At 60.7% G+C, this 19,593-nt stretch carries 20 protein-coding genes; 4 read left to right on the top strand and 16 right to left on the bottom strand.

The window, feature by feature from the left end; translation table 11 throughout:
• Positions 1–40: 40 nt before the first annotated feature.
• The 9 genes from rpoZ to pyrR form a co-directional block, all read right to left on the bottom strand.
• The gene (rpoZ, locus tag RAE09_RS00745; RefSeq protein ID WP_005324891.1) at positions 41–343 is read right to left on the bottom strand and encodes a DNA-directed RNA polymerase subunit omega; all 303 of its coding nucleotides are present in this window, start codon (positions 341–343) and stop codon (positions 41–43) included.
• Positions 344–383: 40 nt separating this feature from the next.
• Positions 384–953 (bottom strand): guanylate kinase, encoded by a 570-nt coding sequence (gmk, locus tag RAE09_RS00750; RefSeq protein ID WP_005324892.1) that lies wholly within the window; start codon positions 951–953, stop codon positions 384–386.
• A gap of 8 nt (positions 954–961) precedes the next feature.
• Complete coding sequence (gene mihF, locus RAE09_RS00755; protein WP_005328460.1) at positions 962–1,282, bottom strand: integration host factor, actinobacterial type; 321 nt, start codon at positions 1,280–1,282, stop codon at positions 962–964.
• Positions 1,283–1,541: 259 nt separating this feature from the next.
• The gene (gene pyrF, locus RAE09_RS00760) at positions 1,542–2,381 is read right to left on the bottom strand and encodes an orotidine-5'-phosphate decarboxylase (RefSeq protein ID WP_316980701.1); all 840 of its coding nucleotides are present in this window, start codon (positions 2,379–2,381) and stop codon (positions 1,542–1,544) included.
• Complete coding sequence (carB, locus tag RAE09_RS00765; RefSeq protein WP_316980702.1) at positions 2,365–5,706, bottom strand: carbamoyl-phosphate synthase large subunit; 3,342 nt, start codon at positions 5,704–5,706, stop codon at positions 2,365–2,367. Before carB ends, pyrF begins: the two co-directional genes overlap by 17 nt.
• A 25-nt stretch (positions 5,707–5,731) precedes the next feature.
• Positions 5,732–6,913, bottom strand: a complete 1,182-nt coding sequence (gene carA, locus RAE09_RS00770) for a glutamine-hydrolyzing carbamoyl-phosphate synthase small subunit (RefSeq protein ID WP_316980878.1) — start codon at positions 6,911–6,913, stop codon at positions 5,732–5,734.
• Positions 6,914–6,936: 23 nt separating this feature from the next.
• Positions 6,937–8,274: a dihydroorotase gene (locus tag RAE09_RS00775; RefSeq protein ID WP_250410583.1), complete on the bottom strand. Its 1,338-nt coding sequence runs from the start codon at positions 8,272–8,274 to the stop codon at positions 6,937–6,939.
• A 34-nt stretch (positions 8,275–8,308) separates the two neighbouring features.
• On the bottom strand, positions 8,309–9,265 hold the full coding sequence (locus RAE09_RS00780; RefSeq protein ID WP_302257796.1) for an aspartate carbamoyltransferase catalytic subunit: 957 nt from the start codon (positions 9,263–9,265) through the stop codon (positions 8,309–8,311).
• 2 nt (positions 9,266–9,267) lie between these two features.
• Entirely contained in the window at positions 9,268–9,876 is a 609-nt protein-coding gene (pyrR, locus tag RAE09_RS00785; RefSeq protein WP_302257798.1) for a bifunctional pyr operon transcriptional regulator/uracil phosphoribosyltransferase PyrR, read from the bottom strand.
• Between the two features lie 145 nt (positions 9,877–10,021).
• Here pyrR and RAE09_RS00790 point away from each other — a divergent pair, with 145 nt between their 5' ends.
• From RAE09_RS00790 to RAE09_RS00800, 3 genes are all read left to right on the top strand, one after another.
• The gene (locus RAE09_RS00790; RefSeq protein WP_316980703.1) at positions 10,022–11,377 is read left to right on the top strand and encodes a TIGR01777 family oxidoreductase; all 1,356 of its coding nucleotides are present in this window, start codon (positions 10,022–10,024) and stop codon (positions 11,375–11,377) included.
• Between the two features lie 70 nt (positions 11,378–11,447).
• Entirely contained in the window at positions 11,448–11,939 is a 492-nt protein-coding gene (locus tag RAE09_RS00795) for a YbjN domain-containing protein (protein WP_086587601.1), read from the top strand.
• Entirely contained in the window at positions 11,932–12,441 is a 510-nt protein-coding gene (locus RAE09_RS00800; protein ID WP_005328477.1) for a YbjN domain-containing protein, read from the top strand. The genes RAE09_RS00795 and RAE09_RS00800 overlap by 8 nt, the downstream gene beginning before the upstream one ends.
• Positions 12,442–12,659: 218 nt before the next feature.
• Here RAE09_RS00800 and nusB read toward each other — a convergent pair whose 3' ends face one another.
• On the bottom strand, positions 12,660–13,298 hold the full coding sequence (gene nusB / locus RAE09_RS00805) for a transcription antitermination factor NusB (RefSeq protein ID WP_394371981.1): 639 nt from the start codon (positions 13,296–13,298) through the stop codon (positions 12,660–12,662).
• Positions 13,299–13,336: 38 nt separating this feature from the next.
• Complete coding sequence (efp, locus tag RAE09_RS00810; RefSeq protein ID WP_023021466.1) at positions 13,337–13,900, bottom strand: elongation factor P; 564 nt, start codon at positions 13,898–13,900, stop codon at positions 13,337–13,339.
• Positions 13,901–14,153: 253 nt separating this feature from the next.
• On the opposite strand from efp, the gene RAE09_RS00815 reads away from it, so the two are divergent.
• Positions 14,154–15,050, top strand: coding sequence for a GDSL-type esterase/lipase family protein (locus RAE09_RS00815; RefSeq protein ID WP_316980705.1), 897 nt, complete (start codon positions 14,154–14,156; stop codon positions 15,048–15,050).
• Here RAE09_RS00815 and RAE09_RS00820 read toward each other — a convergent pair.
• The 5 genes from RAE09_RS00820 to aroC form a co-directional block, all read right to left on the bottom strand.
• Positions 15,047–16,153 carry an aminopeptidase P family protein gene (locus tag RAE09_RS00820; protein WP_316980706.1) on the bottom strand — a complete coding sequence of 369 codons (1,107 nt, stop codon included), beginning with the start codon at positions 16,151–16,153 and terminating at the stop codon, positions 15,047–15,049. The two genes, RAE09_RS00815 and RAE09_RS00820, sit on opposite strands and share 4 nt — an antisense overlap.
• A gap of 119 nt (positions 16,154–16,272) precedes the next feature.
• A complete protein-coding gene (gene aroQ, locus RAE09_RS00825; RefSeq protein ID WP_316980707.1) occupies positions 16,273–16,701 on the bottom strand; it encodes a type II 3-dehydroquinate dehydratase in 429 nt (142 codons plus the stop codon).
• A 2-nt stretch (positions 16,702–16,703) separates the two neighbouring features.
• On the bottom strand, positions 16,704–17,774 hold the full coding sequence (gene aroB, locus RAE09_RS00830) for a 3-dehydroquinate synthase (protein ID WP_316980708.1): 1,071 nt from the start codon (positions 17,772–17,774) through the stop codon (positions 16,704–16,706).
• Between the two features lie 65 nt (positions 17,775–17,839).
• The gene (locus tag RAE09_RS00835; RefSeq protein WP_005328489.1) at positions 17,840–18,376 is read right to left on the bottom strand and encodes a shikimate kinase; all 537 of its coding nucleotides are present in this window, start codon (positions 18,374–18,376) and stop codon (positions 17,840–17,842) included.
• A gap of 3 nt (positions 18,377–18,379) precedes the next feature.
• Positions 18,380–19,591 (bottom strand): chorismate synthase, encoded by a 1,212-nt coding sequence (gene aroC / locus RAE09_RS00840; RefSeq protein WP_316980709.1) that lies wholly within the window; start codon positions 19,589–19,591, stop codon positions 18,380–18,382.
• Positions 19,592–19,593 lie beyond the last annotated feature (2 nt).

Here is a 19,593-nt window from a genome sequence, read left to right on the forward strand (position 1 = left end):
GGCGCGTGGAGCCTTAAAGCTATTACACGCTTAGTGCTAGCTACTTGCCTTCCTCGTGGTCAAGCAGGCCAGCATCAATCTCGCGCAATGCGATGGACAAAGGCTTTTCGCCTGGCTCTGGGGTAACCAGCGGGCCTACGAACTCGAAGACACCTTCATCCTGCTCTTGGTAGTAGCTATTGATCTGACGTGCGCGCTTAGCGGCAAAGATGACCAAAGCGTACTTAGAGGAAACCTTGTCCAAAAGCTCATCGATCGGGGGATCAGTAATGCCGATCGGATCATCAAATACTGGTTCCGCCTTTGCGGCTTCAGTGTTAGAAGGGGTGGTCACGTTAGTCACATGCACCTTTACATTGATTGAAGATGGTCAAAAAGGAGGTCTATGCCCGCAGGATATCACTAATGGCAGATACTGCCTCGTCCAGATCCTCGTTCACAACGACGTGATCGAACTCGTCCTGTGCGGCTAGTTCCTCATGCGCAGTTTGCAACCTACGGTCAATGACGTCTTGCGGCTCGGTACCGCGGCCGGTGAGCCGCTCCACAAGTACCTCCCATGACGGGGGCGCCAAAAAGACCAGGTCTGCCTCCGGCAGCGCTTTCTTAACACTCCGGGCACCCGCGAGATCCACCTCAACGAGTACCGGGCGGCCAGCGGCCAAAGCTTCCTCTACCGGCTGGGCGGGCGTTCCAGAGCGCTGCAATCCGCCGTGGATATCAGCCCATTCGAGCATCTCCCCGGCATCAATTCGCTCCTGGAAGGTTTCTGGGGTGACGAAGAAGTAGTCGACACCGTCCTGCTCCCCGGGGCGGGGCTGGCGCGTGGTCATAGACACGCTGAAGTACAGCCCCTCGACGTCACTGCGCAGACGCGAAACTACGGTGGATTTTCCCACTGCGGAAGGCCCCGCCAATACGACGAGGCGCCCGCGTGCAGTTGCGTCAGCCATGGTTGTGACTATTCGCCGTAGCCGAAACGCTCGAGGAGAGCACGACGCTGACGCTCACCCAGGCCGCGCAGACGGCGGGTCTGAGCAATCTCCAGGTCCTCCATGATTTCCTTAGCCTTGACCTTGCCAACCTTCGGCAGAGCCTCGAGGAGTGCAGAAACCTTGGTCTTGCCGATGATCTCATCGGTCTCAGCCTTTTCGAGCACGTCCTTCAGGTCGGTCTCGCCGCGCTTGAGCGCAGCCTTGAGCTCGGCGCGAGCCTTGCGGGCCTCAGCGGCCTTTGCGAGAGCTTCCTTGCGCTGCTCATCAGTCAACTTTGGAAGGGCCACGGGTTTCCTCCGATTCATTAGATTGATTCTGTTACGTCTAGTACTTGGTACCAGATTACGGCTGCCTAACGCAGTTTATACACCGCGGAAAGTCATCAATAACCTTCGAGCAAACCGACTTCTGGCAATCCTAGCACTGCTCATTGAACGGTGACGATTAACGGGTCCAAAAGCACGCCTATTTTAGCACGTCACCGCACATACCTTAAACAAAGTACCAGGTAAACGGCGCGGCCGTTAATCAGCCACGCCGCCCCTTTTAGTCCCGGAACTCCGCTGCCACCTGAGCAACTGCTTTGCGCAGGTCAGCGACGTCAGGACCTTGCTCCAGCACTGCTCGAGACACATTGGCGAATCCCAGCGATGGACGAGCAGAAACAATGCCGTGCACCTGCTCTGGGCCGGCGCCCTGAGCGCCAACACCGGGCAGAAGAACCGGTCCATTGAGTGCATCGAGGCGCGGCGGATTGTCCAACGTAGCGCCAACGACTACGCCGACATCGCCAGGCTTGCCTGCCTTCTGCGCCTCGACATTGAACGCGGCGCATTCATCGACGACGCCCTGAGCGATAGTGCTCTCCTCGCCCACCGGGACCGACTGGATGGCACGTGCCTCCGGATTGGAGGTAGCGGCGAGGACGAATACACCGCGGCCAGTTTCTTCGGCCTTGGTGAATACCGGTCCCTGTGCACCGACGCCTAGATAGGGCGACACGGTCACAGAGTCTGCGCGCAGCGGCGAACTATCGCCTAGCCATGCGTCTGCGTAGCCGGCCATGGTGGAGCCAATATCGCCGCGCTTGGCATCGGCAACAGTCAGGCACCCCGCTTCCCGCAGGGTAGCCAAGACGTCTTCGAGGACCGCAAAGCCCTGGGAGCCAAAGCCCTCAAAGAAAGCAACCTGTGGCTTTACCAAGGCGGCGGTATCGCTAAAGGCTTCAACGCAGCGCAGGCTAAAGGTCCGCAGACCGTCAGCGGTGGGCTCCAGCCCCCACTTGTCCAAGAGATACGGATGGGGGTCGATGCCAACGCACAGGCGCCCGCGTTCCTGGCCGGCTTCTTCTAGGCGCTCGCCAAATCCTTTAGTGCTGTGGGCCATGCTCAAGCTCCTGGAGTGCGCGTACCTGCAGGTTGCCAATGCGCATCGCTTCGATGCCCTGGACAGCCGCGGTTACACCCTGCACGGTGGTCACCAGCGGGATTTCCATGTGCACGGCGGCGGCGCGGATATCGTAGCCGTCGTGGCGGGCACCGGCGGAGCCGGCCGGGGTATTGAGAATCCAGTCGATCTCGCCGTTGAAAATCTTATCCACGATGGACTCTTCGCCTTCCTTGGCCTCAGAGACCTTGGCGGCAACCTCGCACTCGATACCGTTGCGGCGCAGCATCTGGGCGGTGCCGGCGGTAGCGACGATGTTGTAGCCCATGTTGGCCAGGCGCTGAATCGGGAAGATCAGGGTGCGCTTGTCGCGGTTGGCAACAGAAACGAAGACGGTACCCTCCGTGGGTGGTACGGCAAAGGCCGCGATTTCGCCCTTGGCATAGGCCGCGCCAAAGTTGGTAGCCAAGCCCATGACCTCACCGGTGGACTTCATCTCTGGCGAGAGCAGAGTATCGAGCAGGCTGCCATCGGGACGGCGGAAGCGGTTGAATGGCAAGACTGCTTCCTTGACGGCAATCGGGTGCTCCAGCGGCAAAGAACCACCGTCGTATTCGGAAGGAATCATGCCTTCGGCACGCAGATCCGCGATGCTCGAGCCCATCATGACGCGAGAAGCTGCCTTAGCCAGCGGTACGCCAGTGGCCTTGGAGACGAACGGCACGGTACGGGAAGCACGTGGGTTGGCCTCAATGACGTAGAGGATGTCATCCTTCAAGGCGAACTGGACGTTCATCAGGCCCTTGACGCCAATGCCCTCGGCGAGCAAGCGGGTAGACGTGCGGACCTTTTCAATGTCCTCGGGTCCGAGCGTCATCGGTGGCAGTGCACAGGAGGAGTCACCGGAGTGAATGCCGGCCTCCTCAATGTGCTCCATGACGCCGCCCAGGTAGACCTCGTTGCCGTCGCACAAAGCGTCAACGTCAATCTCGATGGCGGAATCCAGGAAGCGGTCCACCAGAACCGGGTGGTCCGGAGACAGCTCGGTGGCACGCTCGATGTAGTCTTCCAGCGCCTTTTCGTCATAGACGATTTCCATACCGCGGCCGCCCAGCACGTAGGACGGACGAACCAGTACTGGGTAACCGATGGAGGAAGCAACCTCGCGGGCCTCCGCGAAGGAGGTGGCGGTGCCGTACTCCGGAGCTGCCAATTCTGCCTCATCGAGGACCTTGCCGAATTCGCCGCGGTCCTCGGCGGAATCGATAGCTGCAGGGCTGGTGCCCACAACCGGAACGCCTGCCTCCTCCAGGCGGGCAGCGAGGCCCAGCGGAGTCTGGCCACCCAGCTGGACAATCACACCAGCAACGTCACCGGAAGCGGCCTCCGCGTGGTAGACCTCCATGACGTCCTCGAAGGTCAGCGGCTCGAAGTAGAGGCGGTCTGCGGTGTCGTAGTCGGTGGAGACGGTCTCCGGGTTGCAGTTGACCATGACGGTCTCGTAGCCCTGCTCCGAAAGCTCAAGGGCCGCGTGAACGCAGGAGTAGTCAAACTCGATGCCTTGACCGATGCGGTTAGGGCCGGAGCCCAAAATGATGACCTTGCCCTTGGAGCCTTCCGGTGCCGGGCGAACCTCGGTCTCGGCATCCGGGTCAAGCTCATAGGAGCTGTAGTGGTACGGGGTCTGGGCCTCGAACTCACCGGCACAGGTATCTACGGTCTTGTACACGGGGCGAACACCCATGCGCCAGCGCAGACTGCGTACGCCATCCTCGCCGTTGAATTCGGGGCGAAGGGCGGCAATCTGGGCGTCGGAAAGCCCAAAGACCTTGGCCTCGCGCAGCAGCTCCTCGGTGAGCACTGGGGCGTCGATAAGCTCCTGGCGGAAGGCCACCAACGTGGCCAACTCAGCGATGAACCAGGGGTCAACGCCGGAAGCCTCGTGGACCTCGTCGACAGTGGCGCCAAGGCGAAGGGCCAGCTCGATGTCGTACATGCGGCCCTCGGTCGGGCGCTCCAGATCCTTGAGCACGGCCTGCAGGTCAGTAGCACGCTCGCCCGCAAAGTACTCATCCGGCTTGGTCCAGAAGCCATTGGGCTTGTTTTCCAAAGAACGCATGACCTTGTTCAGGCCCGCGATGTAGTTACGGCCGATGCCCATGGCCTCGCCCACAGACTTCATGGTGGTAGTCAAGGTGTCATCGGCACCCGGGAACTTCTCAAAGGCAAAGCGCGGGGCCTTGACAATGACATAGTCCAGGGTCGGCTCGAAGGCTGCCTTGGTCTCGCCGGTGATGTCGTTTTGCACCTCGTCCAAGGTGTAGCCAATGGCGAGCTTGGCCGCCAGCTTAGCAATCGGGAAACCGGTGGCCTTGGATGCCAGCGCGGAGGAACGGGACACGCGCGGGTTCATCTCGATGACGATGATGCGGCCGTCTTCCGGGTTAACCGCGAACTGGATATTACAGCCGCCGGTATCGACGCCGACCTCGCGGATGATGGCAATGCCCAAGTCACGCATCTTCTGGAACTCACGGTCAGTAAGCGTCAGCGCTGGGGCGACGGTGACGGAATCGCCGGTGTGCACGCCCAGGGCATCGACGTTTTCGATGGAGGCAACAACCACGACGTTGTCATCGCCATCGCGCATAAGCTCGAGCTCGTATTCCTTCCAGCCCAGGATGGATTCCTCAATGAGCACGTTGGCCTCAGGGGATGCAGCCAAGCCGCCGCCGGCGATGCGGTCCAAGTCCTCATTATTGAAGGCCAGACCGGAGCCCAAACCACCCATGGTGAAGGAAGGACGGACAACGACGGGCAGGCCGAGCTTGTCGACGGTCTCGTGGACCTCATCCATGTTGTGGCACACGGCGGAGCGGGCGGACTCGCCGCCGATGGAGGCGACGATGTCCTTGAACTTCTGGCGGTCCTCGCCGCGCTCGATGGCGTCAATATCGGCGCCGATGAGCTCGATGCCGTACTTGTCCAGAAGTCCTTGGCGGTCAAGCTGAACTGCGGCGTTCAACGCGGTCTGGCCGCCCAGGGTAGCCAGCACGGCGTCGATGGGGTTGCCCTCTTCGCGTTCCTTGACCAGAATCTTTTCGATGTATTCCGGCTCGATAGGCTCCACGTAGGTGTGATCCGCAAACTCAGGGTCGGTCATGATGGTGGCCGGGTTGGAGTTGACCAGCGTTACGCGCAGGCCCTCCTCCTTGAGCACGCGGCAGGCCTGGGTGCCGGAGTAGTCGAACTCGCAAGCCTGGCCGATGACGATCGGGCCGGAGCCGATGACCAGGACGTGGTTGATGTCGTTGCGCTTTGGCATAGTTATTCTTCCTTTTCCTGGTTGTCTATTTATTTGGGGTGTGGTTAGCCATCAGTTCTTCAAACTGATCGAATAGCGGGTTGGCATCGTGCGGGCCAGCAGCGGATTCCGGGTGGTACTGCACGGAGTAGGCCATGCCGTTGCGCAATGCCACGCCCTCGACGGTGTCGTCGTTCAGGCAGATGTGGGTAACCTGCGCGGGGCCGAAATCGGTGGCGAACTCGGCGTCGTTGCTGTTGAGGTCATAGCCTTCCGGCGCCTTCAGCGCGAAGCCGTGGTTCTGGGAGGTGATATCAATCTTGCCGGTCACGTTATTGCGCACCGGCACGTTGATGCCACGGTGGCCGAACTTCATCTTGTAGGTGTCTAGGCCAAGCGCGCGGCCCAGGAGCTGGTTGCCAAAGCAGATGCCGAAGAACGGAATCTTGGCTTCGAGCACCTGCTTGATGATGCCCACCATTTCGTCGGCGGTAGCCGGGTCGCCCGGGCCGTTGGAGACGAAGACGCCATCCGGGTTATAGGACTTCACCTTGTCAAAAGAGGTATTTGCGGGCACGACGACGGTTTCGATGCCGCGCTGGGAAAAGTGGCGCGGGGTTGCGGTTTTAACGCCCATGTCGAAGGCAACGACGGTGTACTTCTTCTCCCCTACGGCCTCAACCGTGTACGGCTCGTCGGTAGATACCTCCGCAGCGAGATCGGCGCCTTCCATAGAGTCCTGGGACTTAACTTCCTTGAGCAACTCCTCGACCGGGCGCTGTGCATCTTCGCCGGAGAACAGGCCGGCAGCAATGGAGCCGTAGTTGCGCAGGTGGCGAACCAAGGTGCGGGTATCAATGCCGCGGATGCCAATGACACCCTGCTTTTCCATCTCTTCGCTCAGGCTGCGCTCTGCGCGCCAGTTGGATACGCGCTGCGCGAGGTCGCGGATGACGAGGCCCGCAACCCAGATGTGGTTGCCGTGGGACTCATTGTCCTCGTCGTTCCAACCGGTATTGCCAATGTGCGGCGCTGCGGAAACCACGATCTGGCGGTGGTAAGACGGGTCCGTCATGGTCTCCTGGTAGCCGGTCATCGCCGTGGTGAATACGGCCTCGCCCAAGGTGGTGCCGGTGGCGCCAAAGCCATAACCGCGGAAGGTGCGCCCGTCCGCGAGAACGAGGATTGCTGGGGTTCTATCAGTCACGTCGTGGCCTTTCTCTGCCATATAGGTGGTCTCAGTGTGCAAGGTTAGTCTTCTTCGGAGGCTGCCAAGTCAAAAGTGACGGCACCTCGCAAAATGGTGTGGGTAACGCGGGCGCCAAATTCTTCGCCAGCGTACGGGTTGTTTTCGGACTTGGAGGCCAGCTTGGCGGAATCAGAAACCCAGTGGTGGTCTGGGTCCACAATGGTCAAGTTAGCTGGCTCGCCCTCTGCGATGGGGCGGCCATGGCCCGGCAGGCGGGTGATTTCTGCGGGGCGCTCGGACATGACGCGGGCGACAAAGCGCCAATCGGCCAGGCCGGTTTCGACAAAGATCTTGGCGATGACGGCCAAGGAAGATTCCAGTCCCAACATGCCAGGGCGGGCATTTTCAAATTCCACGCACTTGTCTTCGGAGCCGTGCGGGGCGTGGTCGGTGGCAACGCAGTCAATGGTGCCGTTAAGCAGCGCCTCACGCAGGGCTTCGGTATCGCGCTGTTCGCGCAGCGGCGGGTTGACGCGGAAGAGGCCATCGTAGGTGCGCAGCTTGTCATCGGTCATCAATAGGTGGTGCGGGGTTACCTCGGCGGTGAGAGGAATATCCTGCTCCTTTGCCCACTTCAGCAGCTCCACGGTGCCCTGCGTCGAGGCGTGACAGATGTGCACGCGGTTGCCGTAGTCGCGCGCCAATAGGGCGTCGCGGGCCACGATGGATTCCTCCGCCACGCGCGGCCAACCGCGCAGGCCGAGCTTGGCCGCGGTCTCGCCTTCATGGGCGGAAGCACCGCCGGTCATGCGATCATCCTCGGCGTGCTGCGCCAGCAGCACGTCCATGCCCTTGGCGTATTCCAAAGCACGACGCATTAGCTGCGGATCTTGGACGCACTTGCCGTCATCGGAGAACATGCGGACCTTGGCGTCCGAGCGGGCCATCATGCCGAATTCAGTCAGCGTCTTGCCTTCCAGGCCCTTGGTAATGGAGCCCACCGGATGGACATCGCACAGCGCCAGTGCTTGGGACTTGGCCCATACGGACTCAGCGATGATCGGCTGGTCGGTCACAGGGTTGGTATTAGCCATGGTGAACACGGCGGTGAAACCGCCCTTGGCGGCAGCCTTGGAGCCGGTCTCGATGGTCTCGGTATCCTCGCGACCGGGCTCGCGCAGGTGCACGTGCATATCCACCAGACCTGGCAAGAGCACGTTGCCCTGGCCGTCGATGACCTGTGCATCCTCGGCTTCTGCCGTAGCGCCGATGGTAGCGATGATGCCGTCCTTGACCACGACATCGGTGGGCTCGCCTTCGCCGTACAGGCGCACATTCTTAATCACCAGTGGGGATTCCGCCGGCGCGGAAAGGCGACCGGTTTCCGGGTAAGTAGTCATTGTCTCTCCCTAAAGTTGAGTGTGGGTCGCGGTTTTAAATGCCGGCGTTTTCGCCATTGGTCAGCAGGGTAAACAGCACCGCCATGCGGGCGTGCACACCGTTGTGTACCTGCTGTAGGACCGCAGTTTTGTCCAAATCTGCGACGCCGTAGTTAATCTCCATGCCGCGCAGCATCGGGCCGGGGTGCATGACGATGGCGTCCTTGTGCATGGCCGCCGCGCGATCCTTGGACAGGCCAAAGAGGTTGGCGTACTCGCGGTGGGAGGGGAAGAAGCCGCCATTCATGCGCTCTTGCTGGACGCGCAGCATCATGATGACGTCGGCGTCTGCGATTTCCGCATCAAAGTCATAGGACACCCGCACCGGCCAATTCTCTACCCCAAAGGGCATGAGGGTGGCTGGGCCTACGAGGGTTACTTCAGCACCGAGAGTGGTAAGCAAATCTACGTTGGAGCGCACTACGCGCGAGTGCAGGCAATCGCCCACAATCTTTACCTTCAGGCCGGCAAAGCCTTCGTCGCTGTGCAGGCCTAAGCGCTGGCGCATCGTGACGGCGTCGAGAAGCGCCTGCGTTGGGTGCTGGTGCGCGCCGTCGCCCGCGTTGATCACTGAAGGTCCCTTGCCGTTAGGGGCTACCCACTGGGCCAGCTGCTGCGGCGCACCGGAGGAAGGGTGGCGCATGATGATCGCATCGGCGCCGATGGCGGCCAAGGTAAGGCCCGTATCCTTCAGGGACTCGCCCTTCTTTACCGAGGACGTAGAGGCGGACAGGTTGATGACGTCCGCGGACATCCACTTGCCGGCCGTTTCAAAGGAAGAGCGGGTGCGAGTGGAGTTTTCATAAAAGAGGGTATAGATGGTCCGCCCCCGCAGGGTCGGCAGCTTCTTTACCTCGCGGCCTTCGAGGGCCTCGCGGAAGCGATCCGCTTCATCCATCAGACCGACAATTTCGCTTCGGTCCAGCTCTGCCATATCGATGAGGTGCTTCATGGTTATGCCTCCCCCGTTTCGGAGCCAGCTGCATCGGTTGCAGCGGCGGCTCGGGTCAATACGACCGCATCCCGGCCGTCAATCTCGCTGTTGTATACGGTGACGTCTTCTTCTCGCGCGGTGGGCAGATTCTTTCCCACATAATCGGCGCGGATAGGAACCTCGCGGTGGCCGCGATCTACCAAGACGGCCAGCTGAATAATGTCGGGACGGCCCACGTCACTCAACGCGTCCAAGGCGGCGCGGATAGTGCGGCCGGAATACAGCACATCGTCGACCAAAATAACGGTGGCGTTATCGATGCCACCGGTGGGGATGGTCGTGGGTTGGAGCGCGCGATGCGGCTTTCCTAGCAGGTCATCGCGGTAGAGGGTGATATCGAGGGAGCCCCATGGGACTGCGACCCCGGAAAATTCTTCAATCTTGTGCGCTAGGCGCTGTGCAAGCGGCACGCCACCAGAGGGAATGCCAAGCAGAATGACCCGCGGTGCGTCCGCGGAATCGAGCGCCGTTTTTTCAATGATCTGGTGCGCGATGCGTGCAACGGTACGCGAAACATCATCGGAGCTTAAAAGCTCTAGCCTGTTCGCGGTAGCGTCAGTTCCACTCATCGTGACCTCCTTCCCCGCCTCACGGTGCGGTCTTTAAAGGATGCCGGTTGATGGTCTCAAAAATGTCTATGCTGTTAGACACAAAATACTCTAGCACCTTCCCCACCATTTGGGTGAGGGCGAAAAGAAGGAGGCGCATCAAGAAGTGAGTTTTTCCGCCGAACACATAGTCCCCGCCCCGCGCGAGCAGGTCTGGCGATGGCATACCCGCCAAGGCGCTTTAACCCGTCTGAACGCGCCCTTTGCCTTCATGAAACCCATCCAGCAGGCAGACAGCCTGGGCGATGGCACCACCATCCTGGGCCTTCCGGGCGGCCTGCGCTGGACCGCGCAGCATAAACTTTCCCAGTACCGCGAGGGCTATGAGTTCACCGATGTGTGCGTTAACTCCCCCATTCGCAAATTCGCTAAATGGCAGCACCATCACACCTTTGCGGACCACCCGGACGGCACGCTCGTTCGCGATGACGTTACTACCCGCATCCCTTCGGCGGCGCTGAAATCGGTCTTTGCTTATCGGCAGCACCAGCTCATTGAGGATTTTTCCTTTCTCCAGCGGCTTGCCGACGCCTCCTTAAACACCCAACCACTAACCATCGCCGTAACCGGCTCCCGCGGCAGCGTGGGTGCAGCGCTTACCGCACAACTGCGCACCGCCGGACACACGGTGATCCAGCTCGTGCGCGGCACGGCTTCCAAGGGCCAGCGCACGTGGCGACCGGAGCACCCCGATCCCGACCTCCTGCGCGGCGTCGACGTCCTCGTCCACCTAGCCGGCGAGCCCATCTTCGGCCGCTTCAATGACGAGCACAAGGCTGCCATCCGCGATTCCCGCGTTGGCCCCACCGAGCGCCTAGCCCGTCTAGCGGGCTCCACGGATTCCGTCCGCACCATGGTCTGCGCCTCTGCCGTGGGCTACTACGGATCCGACCGCGGCGATGAGGTCCTCACCGAAGACTCCGCTCCTGGCGAGGGCTTCCTGGCAGACGTCGTAGTCGACTGGGAGCGCGCCTGCGAGCCCGCCCGCGCCGCGGGCACCCGCGTGGTCAATATTCGTACCGGCATCGCCATGTCTGGCGGTTCCGGCCTCCTGCCGCTGCTGCGTGCCCTCTTCTCTACCGGACTAGGTGGCCCCTTCGGCGACGGTGAGTTTTGGTTCAGCTGGGTTGCCCTCGATGACCTGACGGATGCCTACTTCCGCGCCATCGTGGACGATTCGCTGGAACGCCCGGTCAATGCGGCTTCGCCTAACCCGGTGCTCAACAAGGACTTCGTCAAAGCCCTCGGCGCCGAGCTACACCGCCCAGCCCTACTCCCCGTTCCACCTTTCGGTCCCGCAATCTTGCTGGGCAAGGAGGGCGCCCAAGAGTTGGCCTTGGCGCAACAACGCGTAAGCCCCACGGTTCTACAAAGTATCGGGCATACGTTCCGCTACCCCACGATCGACACTGCTCTCGCCCACGAACTTGGCGGCGAGCGCCTGTGGAGTCCCAGTAACTAGATAAGAACTTAGGTAAACTGGCAAAGGTTGACCTTTATCCCCGATTAGTACATGGATTGAGACTACTTAAGTGTCTGAAGAACCAACCCTGTATCCCGATACGCCCGTAGAGCCCGTAACTCTCGAGCGCATCGGCGAGATCTTTGCATCTGAGAACCTGGAATACCGCCTCGAAGAGCAGCCAGTGAGCGAGGAAGAAACCGTGCAGATCCTGCGCACGGGTTTCTCCAACGTCGCCATCGCCATGCAGGTGCGCGATGATGTGCTCGTGGCGGATTCCGTCTGGCGCGGCAATGTGCCTTCTTCTGAGGGCCCAAGCCTGTTAATGGTACTCAACCAGTGGAACCAGCAGCACTTCGCGCCGACCCTGCGCTTCTTTGAGTCTGCCGAGAATAACCTCGCCGTCTCTGGCGTGCGCGAAATCAACATTGCCCACGGTTTGTCCCGCAATCAGATCGGCGCCTTCGTGATGTCCACGCTGGATTCTATGCTGCAGTCCTTCGCCTTCGTGGAAGAACACTACCCACAGCTCGTGACTTGGGAGGAGCACAACCATGACTAATGCCTCTACCGAAAACAATCTGCCGGAGATCACCCTTGACCGCGTTGTCGAGGCCATGCGTACCTTCGACATTGAATTGACCAAGATGGACAGCGATATTGAGGCGGCCACCGCCAACCTCAACGGCCTGCCCACCATGTTCGCGGTTCTCGATTCCGTGGTTATTGTCCGCTGCGATGTGCCTACCGACGCCGCCTATTCCAAGGCCGACGCCGGCCTCTTCCTCGCGGCTAACCAGATCAACTCCGTAGCCTTCGGCGCCCGCGCAGTTATCTCGGAGCACGATGACATGCTCGTGGTGCGCACCGAGCGCGATATCCCTGCCGCCGCCGGCATGACCGATGAGCAGCTGCAAGCTGCCCTGAAGTCCGCCGTAGATGGCGTCATTCGCGGCCAGGATGCCATGGTTTCTGCCGCCGAAGAGATGGCCAAGCTTGGCTCCGAGACCGCAGCCAACGCCGGATCTGGCGACGCCGCCGCAAGCGACGCCCCGCAGAGCTAAGCCGCCCTAGAATTCACTGCTCTCCCCTCTCCTTCTGCCTTAACAATGGCGCAAGGGTGACGGGGAGAGTTCTTTTTGCTCTTGGCCATACTGGGCACACGGAGACGCGAGGATGAGCGTCGATTGGCACGGTCTTGGGCATGAAAATACCGCCCGCCACAGCTCTTCACCATCGAGCTGGGCGGGCGGTTTAAGTATGCGGGCCAGTCTAAACCTGACTATTCCGCAGCGGGGTCCTGCTGCGCAGAACCGTCTGCTACAGCCGAGCCGCCGGCCGCGGCAGCGGAGTCCGAAGCGGTGGATGCGGAGGTATCCTTGGCCGCATCATCCGCGTTGTCGGAGTCTACCGACTCCTCGTCGGTTGTATCCTCGCCGTCCGCGTCCGCATCGCTGCCCTGGTGTTCTGCGGACATCGGATTTTCCGCAGAACGGGATTGCGCCACGTCATCCAACACAGCGTGGATATATGGCGCTGCTTGATCGTTGGAATACTGGGAGGCAATCTCCACGCCTTCCACAACCGCAGTAGCGGTGGGGATATCCGGGTTGAACAGCAGCTCCCATACCGATAGGCGCAGGATGGCGCGGTCAACGGCCGGAATGCGGTGCAGTTCCCAGTCCTCGGCAAGGAAGCGAGAGATGGTGTCATCGATGGCATCCAGCTCTTCGGCTACGCCCTTGACAATCACCTGCGTGTATTCGGCGACAGGTGCTACCGCATTGCGATCCTCACGTGCCAAGGCGATGCGATCCTCCACGATGGCAACGGGGTCAACGTCCCTGTTTTCTGCTTCGTAGAGGATATCGGCGGCACGACGACGTGCGCGGTACCGCGCGGTGTGCCGCTTGTAGTTGATATCGCGCTTAGGGGTGTTATCAGACACAGTCAGATGCCCTAGTTGTTAACGCGGGAGAGGTACTCGCCGGTACGGGTATCGATCTTGAGTACGTTGCCGATCTCGATGAACAGCGGAACCTGGATTTCAGCACCGGTTTCCAGGGTGGCAGGCTTGGTGCCGCCGGAAGAGCGGTCACCCTGCAGGCCCGGCTCGGTGTGCTCGACCTTAAGGTCTACGGAGATAGGCAGTTCTGCAAAGAGTGCCTCATCCTCGTAGAAGGAAACCTGAACGCGCATGTTTTCCAGCAGGAAGCGAGCGGCATCGCCGAACTTCTCCGGCGGGAGCTCGAACTGCTCGAAGGTCTTTTCATCCATAACAACGTAGCTGGTGCCATCGTTGTACAGGTAGGTCATATCGCGGCGGTCCACGGTAGCGGTCTCTACCTTAACGCCAGCATTCCAGGTCTTGTCCACGGTCTTACCGGAGACAACATCCTTGAGCTTGGTACGCACGAAGGCTGGGCCCTTGCCCGGCTTCACGTGCTGGAACTCAACGATCTGCATCAGTTTGTTGTCGATCTTCAGAACGAGACCGTTCTTGAAATCAGTAGTATCAGCCATTGCGGTTAAACTCCCGAAAATTGTGGACTAAAGGTTGAAAACAATGTTTAAGCCTACCGGACAACTGCCCCTTGGGGTATTACCGGTCCCCCATTTCTTCCCCACAGTTACCAGCGGAGTGACTTTTGGGGCCCGTCGCCTGCCCTAAACCATCAGACACGCGAGCAATCAAAGGTTTTTATCCAGCAATAACTCGCTGTACCATAAGGCTTTGCTTTATTGATTTTTCACATATCTACCAAGGATTTTTGCGATGCCTCTCAAGAAGTTTTACGCCGCGGCCACCGCTACTGGCGCAGCCGTAGCAGCACTCTCCGCTCCGCAGGCCATGGCAGCAGACGCCCAGACCGTGATGTTCGGCGATTCTGTCTTTGCCAACCCAACCTATGGCCAAGTTGGCACGACCTCGAGCCTGTCCCCTTCGGCAGGCACTACGCTCTCTTCTGCCACCCACGGCATCGAAGACGCTCCCGGCGCACCATCCCCGCAGGGCTGCCCGCAGGGTCAGAGTAATGTTGGCCGCGAACTGGGCCGTGTTTCTGGTCAGCACGTAGCCAACTACGCATGCTCTGCAGCAAAGGCTGCCGGCCAATCGCACCGCAAGGACTTCGGTGAGCAGATCAACGGAGCCATTGCCAATAATGATCTCAATGGCGAGACGAAGAACGTTTTGATTCAGTTTGGCGCCAACGATCTCCAGGAAATCGTGCGCCCATCCCTTTCTTCTTCCAACCCCTACTACGACGGCATGAAGAATTCGATCCAGCGGGTCCGCCACGCCGCCCCGAATGCCCGCATCACCGTTGTAGGCTATCCCGCCATCTCCGCCCGCAATGGCGCGGTTTGCCCGCTGCGCACCTCCGCACCGGGATCCTCTGAAGCCGGGTTCAACATGGACTACGCGGGCTTGGTTCGCACCGGCGAGGACCAGGTTAATAGCGCCATGTACAAGGCAGCCCGCGCAAACGGCGTGCAGTACTACGACCTACGCGCCGACTCCATTGATCACGGCATGTGCGCGCCGGACAGCACCCGCTGGGTTTCCGGCAAGTGGGAGTACTCCGTACCGCACAACCTCTTCAATCACCTCACGCACCTGGGCAACCGCAACGTCGCCCAGCTGCTTAACTCCAAGGTGCTGGCCCACTAAGCGGGCAGTTCAGTAAATTCCTTCGTCGCAGCGGTAATGATCTTCGGCGCACCATCGGTGATGATGAGGGTATCTTCGATGCGCACGCCGCCCTTGCCTGGCACATAGATGCCCGGCTCGATGGTCAGGGTCATACCGGCGGCGAGCTCGCCCTTACCGGTCTGTGCCGCGGAAGGTGCTTCGTGGACGTCTAGGCCCACGCCGTGGCCCGTCGAGTGCACAAAGTAGTCACCGTAGCCGGCGGCGGAGATGACATCGCGGCAGGCCGCGTCGACGTCGGCAAGCTTAGCGCCCGGCACCGACGCTGCCACGCCTGCCTTTTGGGCGCGGAGCACCACATCATAGATTTCCTTGGCAAAGTCATTCGCCGTGCCCACGACGTAGGTGCGGGTGCAGTCGGAGTTGAACCCGCGCAGGTGCGCACCGAAATCGATGGTCACGAGGTCGCCGTCCTCGATGACCCGGTCATCGGCACCATGGTGCGGCATCGCCGAGTTCGGACCAGAAGCCACGATGGTATCGAAGCTCACTCGCTCCGAGCCGAGCATGCGCATCCGATATTCCAAATCGGCAGCCACCTGGCGCTCGGTGCGGCCGGCACGCAACTCACCAGCGGCGAGTAGATCCTCCAGCGCCTGATTAGCCAGCGCGGCAATCTCTTCCAGCTTCTCTTGCTCCAGCAAGTCCTTTACCAATCGAATTTTCTCAATGACCCCGGCGATGGGAACCAAGGTAACCGACTCCGGGGCGGACTCTTCCAGGTCCTTCAGCTCAGAGACCGAGAGGTAGTCGGCTTCAAAACCGACTCGAACCGGTCCCTCGACATCGGCAAATTGCTGCAGGAGCACCTTTCCTACCGCGCGGCCTTGGATAGCCTCCAGATCGGGGACCTCGCGGGCGATCTGCGTGGTGTACCGGCCGTCGGTAGCAACCTGCGCGGTAAGGTCCTTGCGCAGCAATAGCCCGCCATTCGAGCCGGAGAATCCCGAAAGGTAGCGCACATGCGTGAGGTGGGTGACCAGAACGGCATCGATGCGCTGGCCGGCTAGTTCCGCGGCAAGCTTGCGGCGCCGGTCACTAAAACGGGTATCTGCCAAAGCCATGATTTCATCCTTCTGGGTCGACTGCGGTGTAGAAAGTATCCACCCAGTATATCGACCCTGCCCCCGCAGTTGGGCGGATTTCTTTCTAGCCGGCTGCCGCCCAGCCCGTTCGTGGGGGCCTATTGGCAGAGGTAGTCCACTGCCGCCACGTAGCCGAAGGCACCCAACCCGGCGATGACGCCGCGGGCGATAGGGCTGAGATAGGAGTGATGGCGGAAGGGCTCGCGCGCATGCACATTAGAAATATGCACCTCTACGAATCCGGCGCCATCGGCTACCTCTGCCAGGGCGTCCCGCAGGGCCACTGAGGTATGGGTAAAACCGCCGGGGTTGATAATCACTGGGTGGCCCGCATCCGCCGCGGCATGTACTTTCTCAATCAGCTCCCCCTCATGGTTGGACTGGAAGCACTCTACTTCTGCACCGTGCGCGGCGGCGCGCGAGGCAATCATGTGCTCGACATCAGCCAAGGTGGTCGAGCCGTAGATATCCGGCTGGCGTTTTCCCAAGCGGTTCAAGTTCGGGCCGTTGAGGACAATAATCTTCATTTCTACTCCGATATCGCGGCGTAGGCCGCCTCTAGCTCTTCCGTACTGGGGCCTTCGAGACGGGTGGTCTCGCCTACCCCGATCAAGGCTACAAACCTGATCTTTCCGTCGCGGTTCTTTTTATCGTGGGTCATTGCCTCATACAGGTCCGTGAACTGACCTGCCTTATACGTGGTTGGCAGCCCAATGCTGTCAAGGATCCGGCGATGCTTTTCCACCAGTTCAGCGTCAATGAGGCCGCGCGCATGCGCTAGGTGGGCGATAAACATCATGCCCACGGCCACCGCGTTGCCATGGCGCCACTGATACTGTTCATGGCGCTCCACCGCATGGCCAAAGGTGTGGCCGTAGTTGAGCGTTTCACGCAGGCCCGATTCTTTAAGGTCCTCGCCTACCACCGCAGCCTTGACCGCGATGGAGCGCGCAATAAGTTCTGGAAGGAAGCCCTGCGGGTCCACGCATGCGCCGGGGTCGCTGTCATAGCGTTCAAGGATCACCGGGTCATGGATGAATCCGGTTTTGATGATTTCTGCCGAGCCAGCAATGATCTCCGCCGCGGGTAGGGTATCCAGGCGCTCGAGATCCACAAACACAGAATCTGGCTCATGAAAGGCGCCAACGAGGTTCTTGCCGGCTGCGGTATTGATGCCGGTTTTGCCGCCGACGGCCGCGTCAACCATGGCCAAGAGCGTGGTGGGCACCTGAATAACCTTGATGCCGCGCATCCACCCGGCCGCAGCGAACCCAGCCAGATCGGTGGTGGCGCCACCGCCGAGGCCAATGATGACGTCACGGCGGTTAAAGCCCTTTTCCCCCAGCTGATCCCATACGCTACCGATGACGCTGAGCTGTTTGGCGGCCTCGGCATCGGGGACGTCGATAAGCGTAGGCTCCACCCCCTCAGCGGCGACGAGTTCCGCTAGGCGCTCGGCCGCGGCGCGCAGCGGCGGCTGGCAGATAATGCCCGCCTGGCCTGCACCAATCTCCGCACAGCGCCGCGCAATGTCCTGGTTGAGATCGGTGCCAATGCGAACTTCATAGGGCTGTGGTCCATTAACGGCAATGCTGGGCATGGTGGTCCTTTCCGTTCGCCGCCGAGCCAATGGGGCGAGCAACTAGTGTTAGCGCGGCGGGGAATCTACAGGGTATCGAGGAAGCCGAGGATATCGCCCACTACCTGCTGTGGGGTCCGGGCATCGGTGCGTACCCGGTAATCGGCCACCTCTTGGTAATAGGGGCGGCGCGCCTCCACGAGGTTGCGGTAGTGCTCAAGGGGATCTGCGGCTGCGAGAACCGGCCGATTGCTATCCCCGGACGTCCGCCGTGCGCCTTCTTCGGGCGAGATATCCAAAAAGATGACGGTATGGCGCTCCAACAGCTCACGGGTGGCGTCCGTCAGCACTGCCCCGCCGCCGAGGCTGACTACTCCACCGGTGCGCAGTGCCGCAGCAACGTGCTCGGCTTCGAGCGCGCGAAAGTCTGGTTCACCAAGCTCGCTAAAGACTTCTCCGCACGGCTTATCCTTAGCCTGTTCGATAAGGTGGTCCGAATCCACCAGTTCGCAGCTCAAGGCGTGGGAAAGGCGGCGGCCGATGGTGGATTTACCCGCACCTGGCGGGCCAACCAAAACAACGCGTGGACGGGGCAGGCCCGTAACGGCGGTTGGGGTGGTCATAACTTACTCCTGGTCAAAAGCAAGGCGGTCCGAAACGTATTTATCATACGCGGCGATGGCCGCAGAGGTTTCTTCGAGGCTATCGCCGCCGAATTTTTCTAGCACAGCGCGCGCAAGAACGAGGGCAACCATTGCTTCTGCAACGACGCCCGCCGCCGGAACCGCGCACACATCTGAGCGCTGGTGGATGGCAGTAGCTGCAGCGCCAGACTCCATATCAATGGTGCGCAAGGCACGCGGCACGGTAGAAATCGGCTTCATTGCCGCCCGCACGCGCAACTGCTGCCCATTCGTCATGCCGCCTTCGAGTCCGCCAGCACGGTTGCTAAGGCGGGATACCCCGTCTTCGGTTCGCACCATCTCATCGTGGGCAACAGAACCGCGACGACGGGCCTCGGCAAAGCCATCGCCAATTTCCACGCCCTTGATAGCCTGAATACCCATCAAGGCGCTGGCCAATTGGGCGTCCAAGCGGTCATCGCCGGAAACATGCGAGCCCAGGCCGATAGGCAGGCCATCGACCACAACCTCAACGATGCCGCCCAAGGTATCGCCCTGCTTCTTTGCGGCCTCAATTTCCGCGATCATGGAGGCTTCAGCCGCCTTATCGCAGGCGCGGACCGGCGAGGCATCGATAGCCTCGATGTCCGCGAACGCTGGCGCAGGCCCCTCATAAGGCTCGGAAGCGCCAATGGAAATCACGTGGGAGAGAACCTCGACGCCGAGGGTCTCGCGCAGGAAATTGCGCGCAACGGTAGCTGCGGCCACTCGCGCCGCCGTCTCACGCGCAGAGGAACGCTCGAGGATGGGGCGTGCTTCACTGTGGCGGTACTTCACCATTCCGGCAAAATCAGCGTGCCCGGGGCGCGGCCTAGTCAAGGCGGCACCGCGGCCGGAGTTCATCGCTTTAATAGTGTCTTCATCGTCCATATCCAGCGGATCGGCCGACATGATGGTGGTCCACTTGGGCCACTCCGTATTGCCAATCATGATGGCGATGGGACTACCCAAGGTAAGCCCGTGGCGGACTCCACCCAGCACGGTGACCTCATCAGCCTCAAACTTCATACGGGCACCGCGGCCATAGCCTAGGCGGCGCCGGGAAAGCTGATGGGAAATATCGGCGCGGGTAATAGGGACCCCGGCGGGCATGTGCTCCAGCATCGAAATAAGAGCCTGGCCGTGGGATTCACCTGCAGTAGTCCAACGAAGCATGC

The organism is Corynebacterium tuberculostearicum (assembly GCF_032821615.1).
GTDB lineage: Bacteria > Actinomycetota > Actinomycetes > Mycobacteriales > Mycobacteriaceae > Corynebacterium > Corynebacterium tuberculostearicum_H.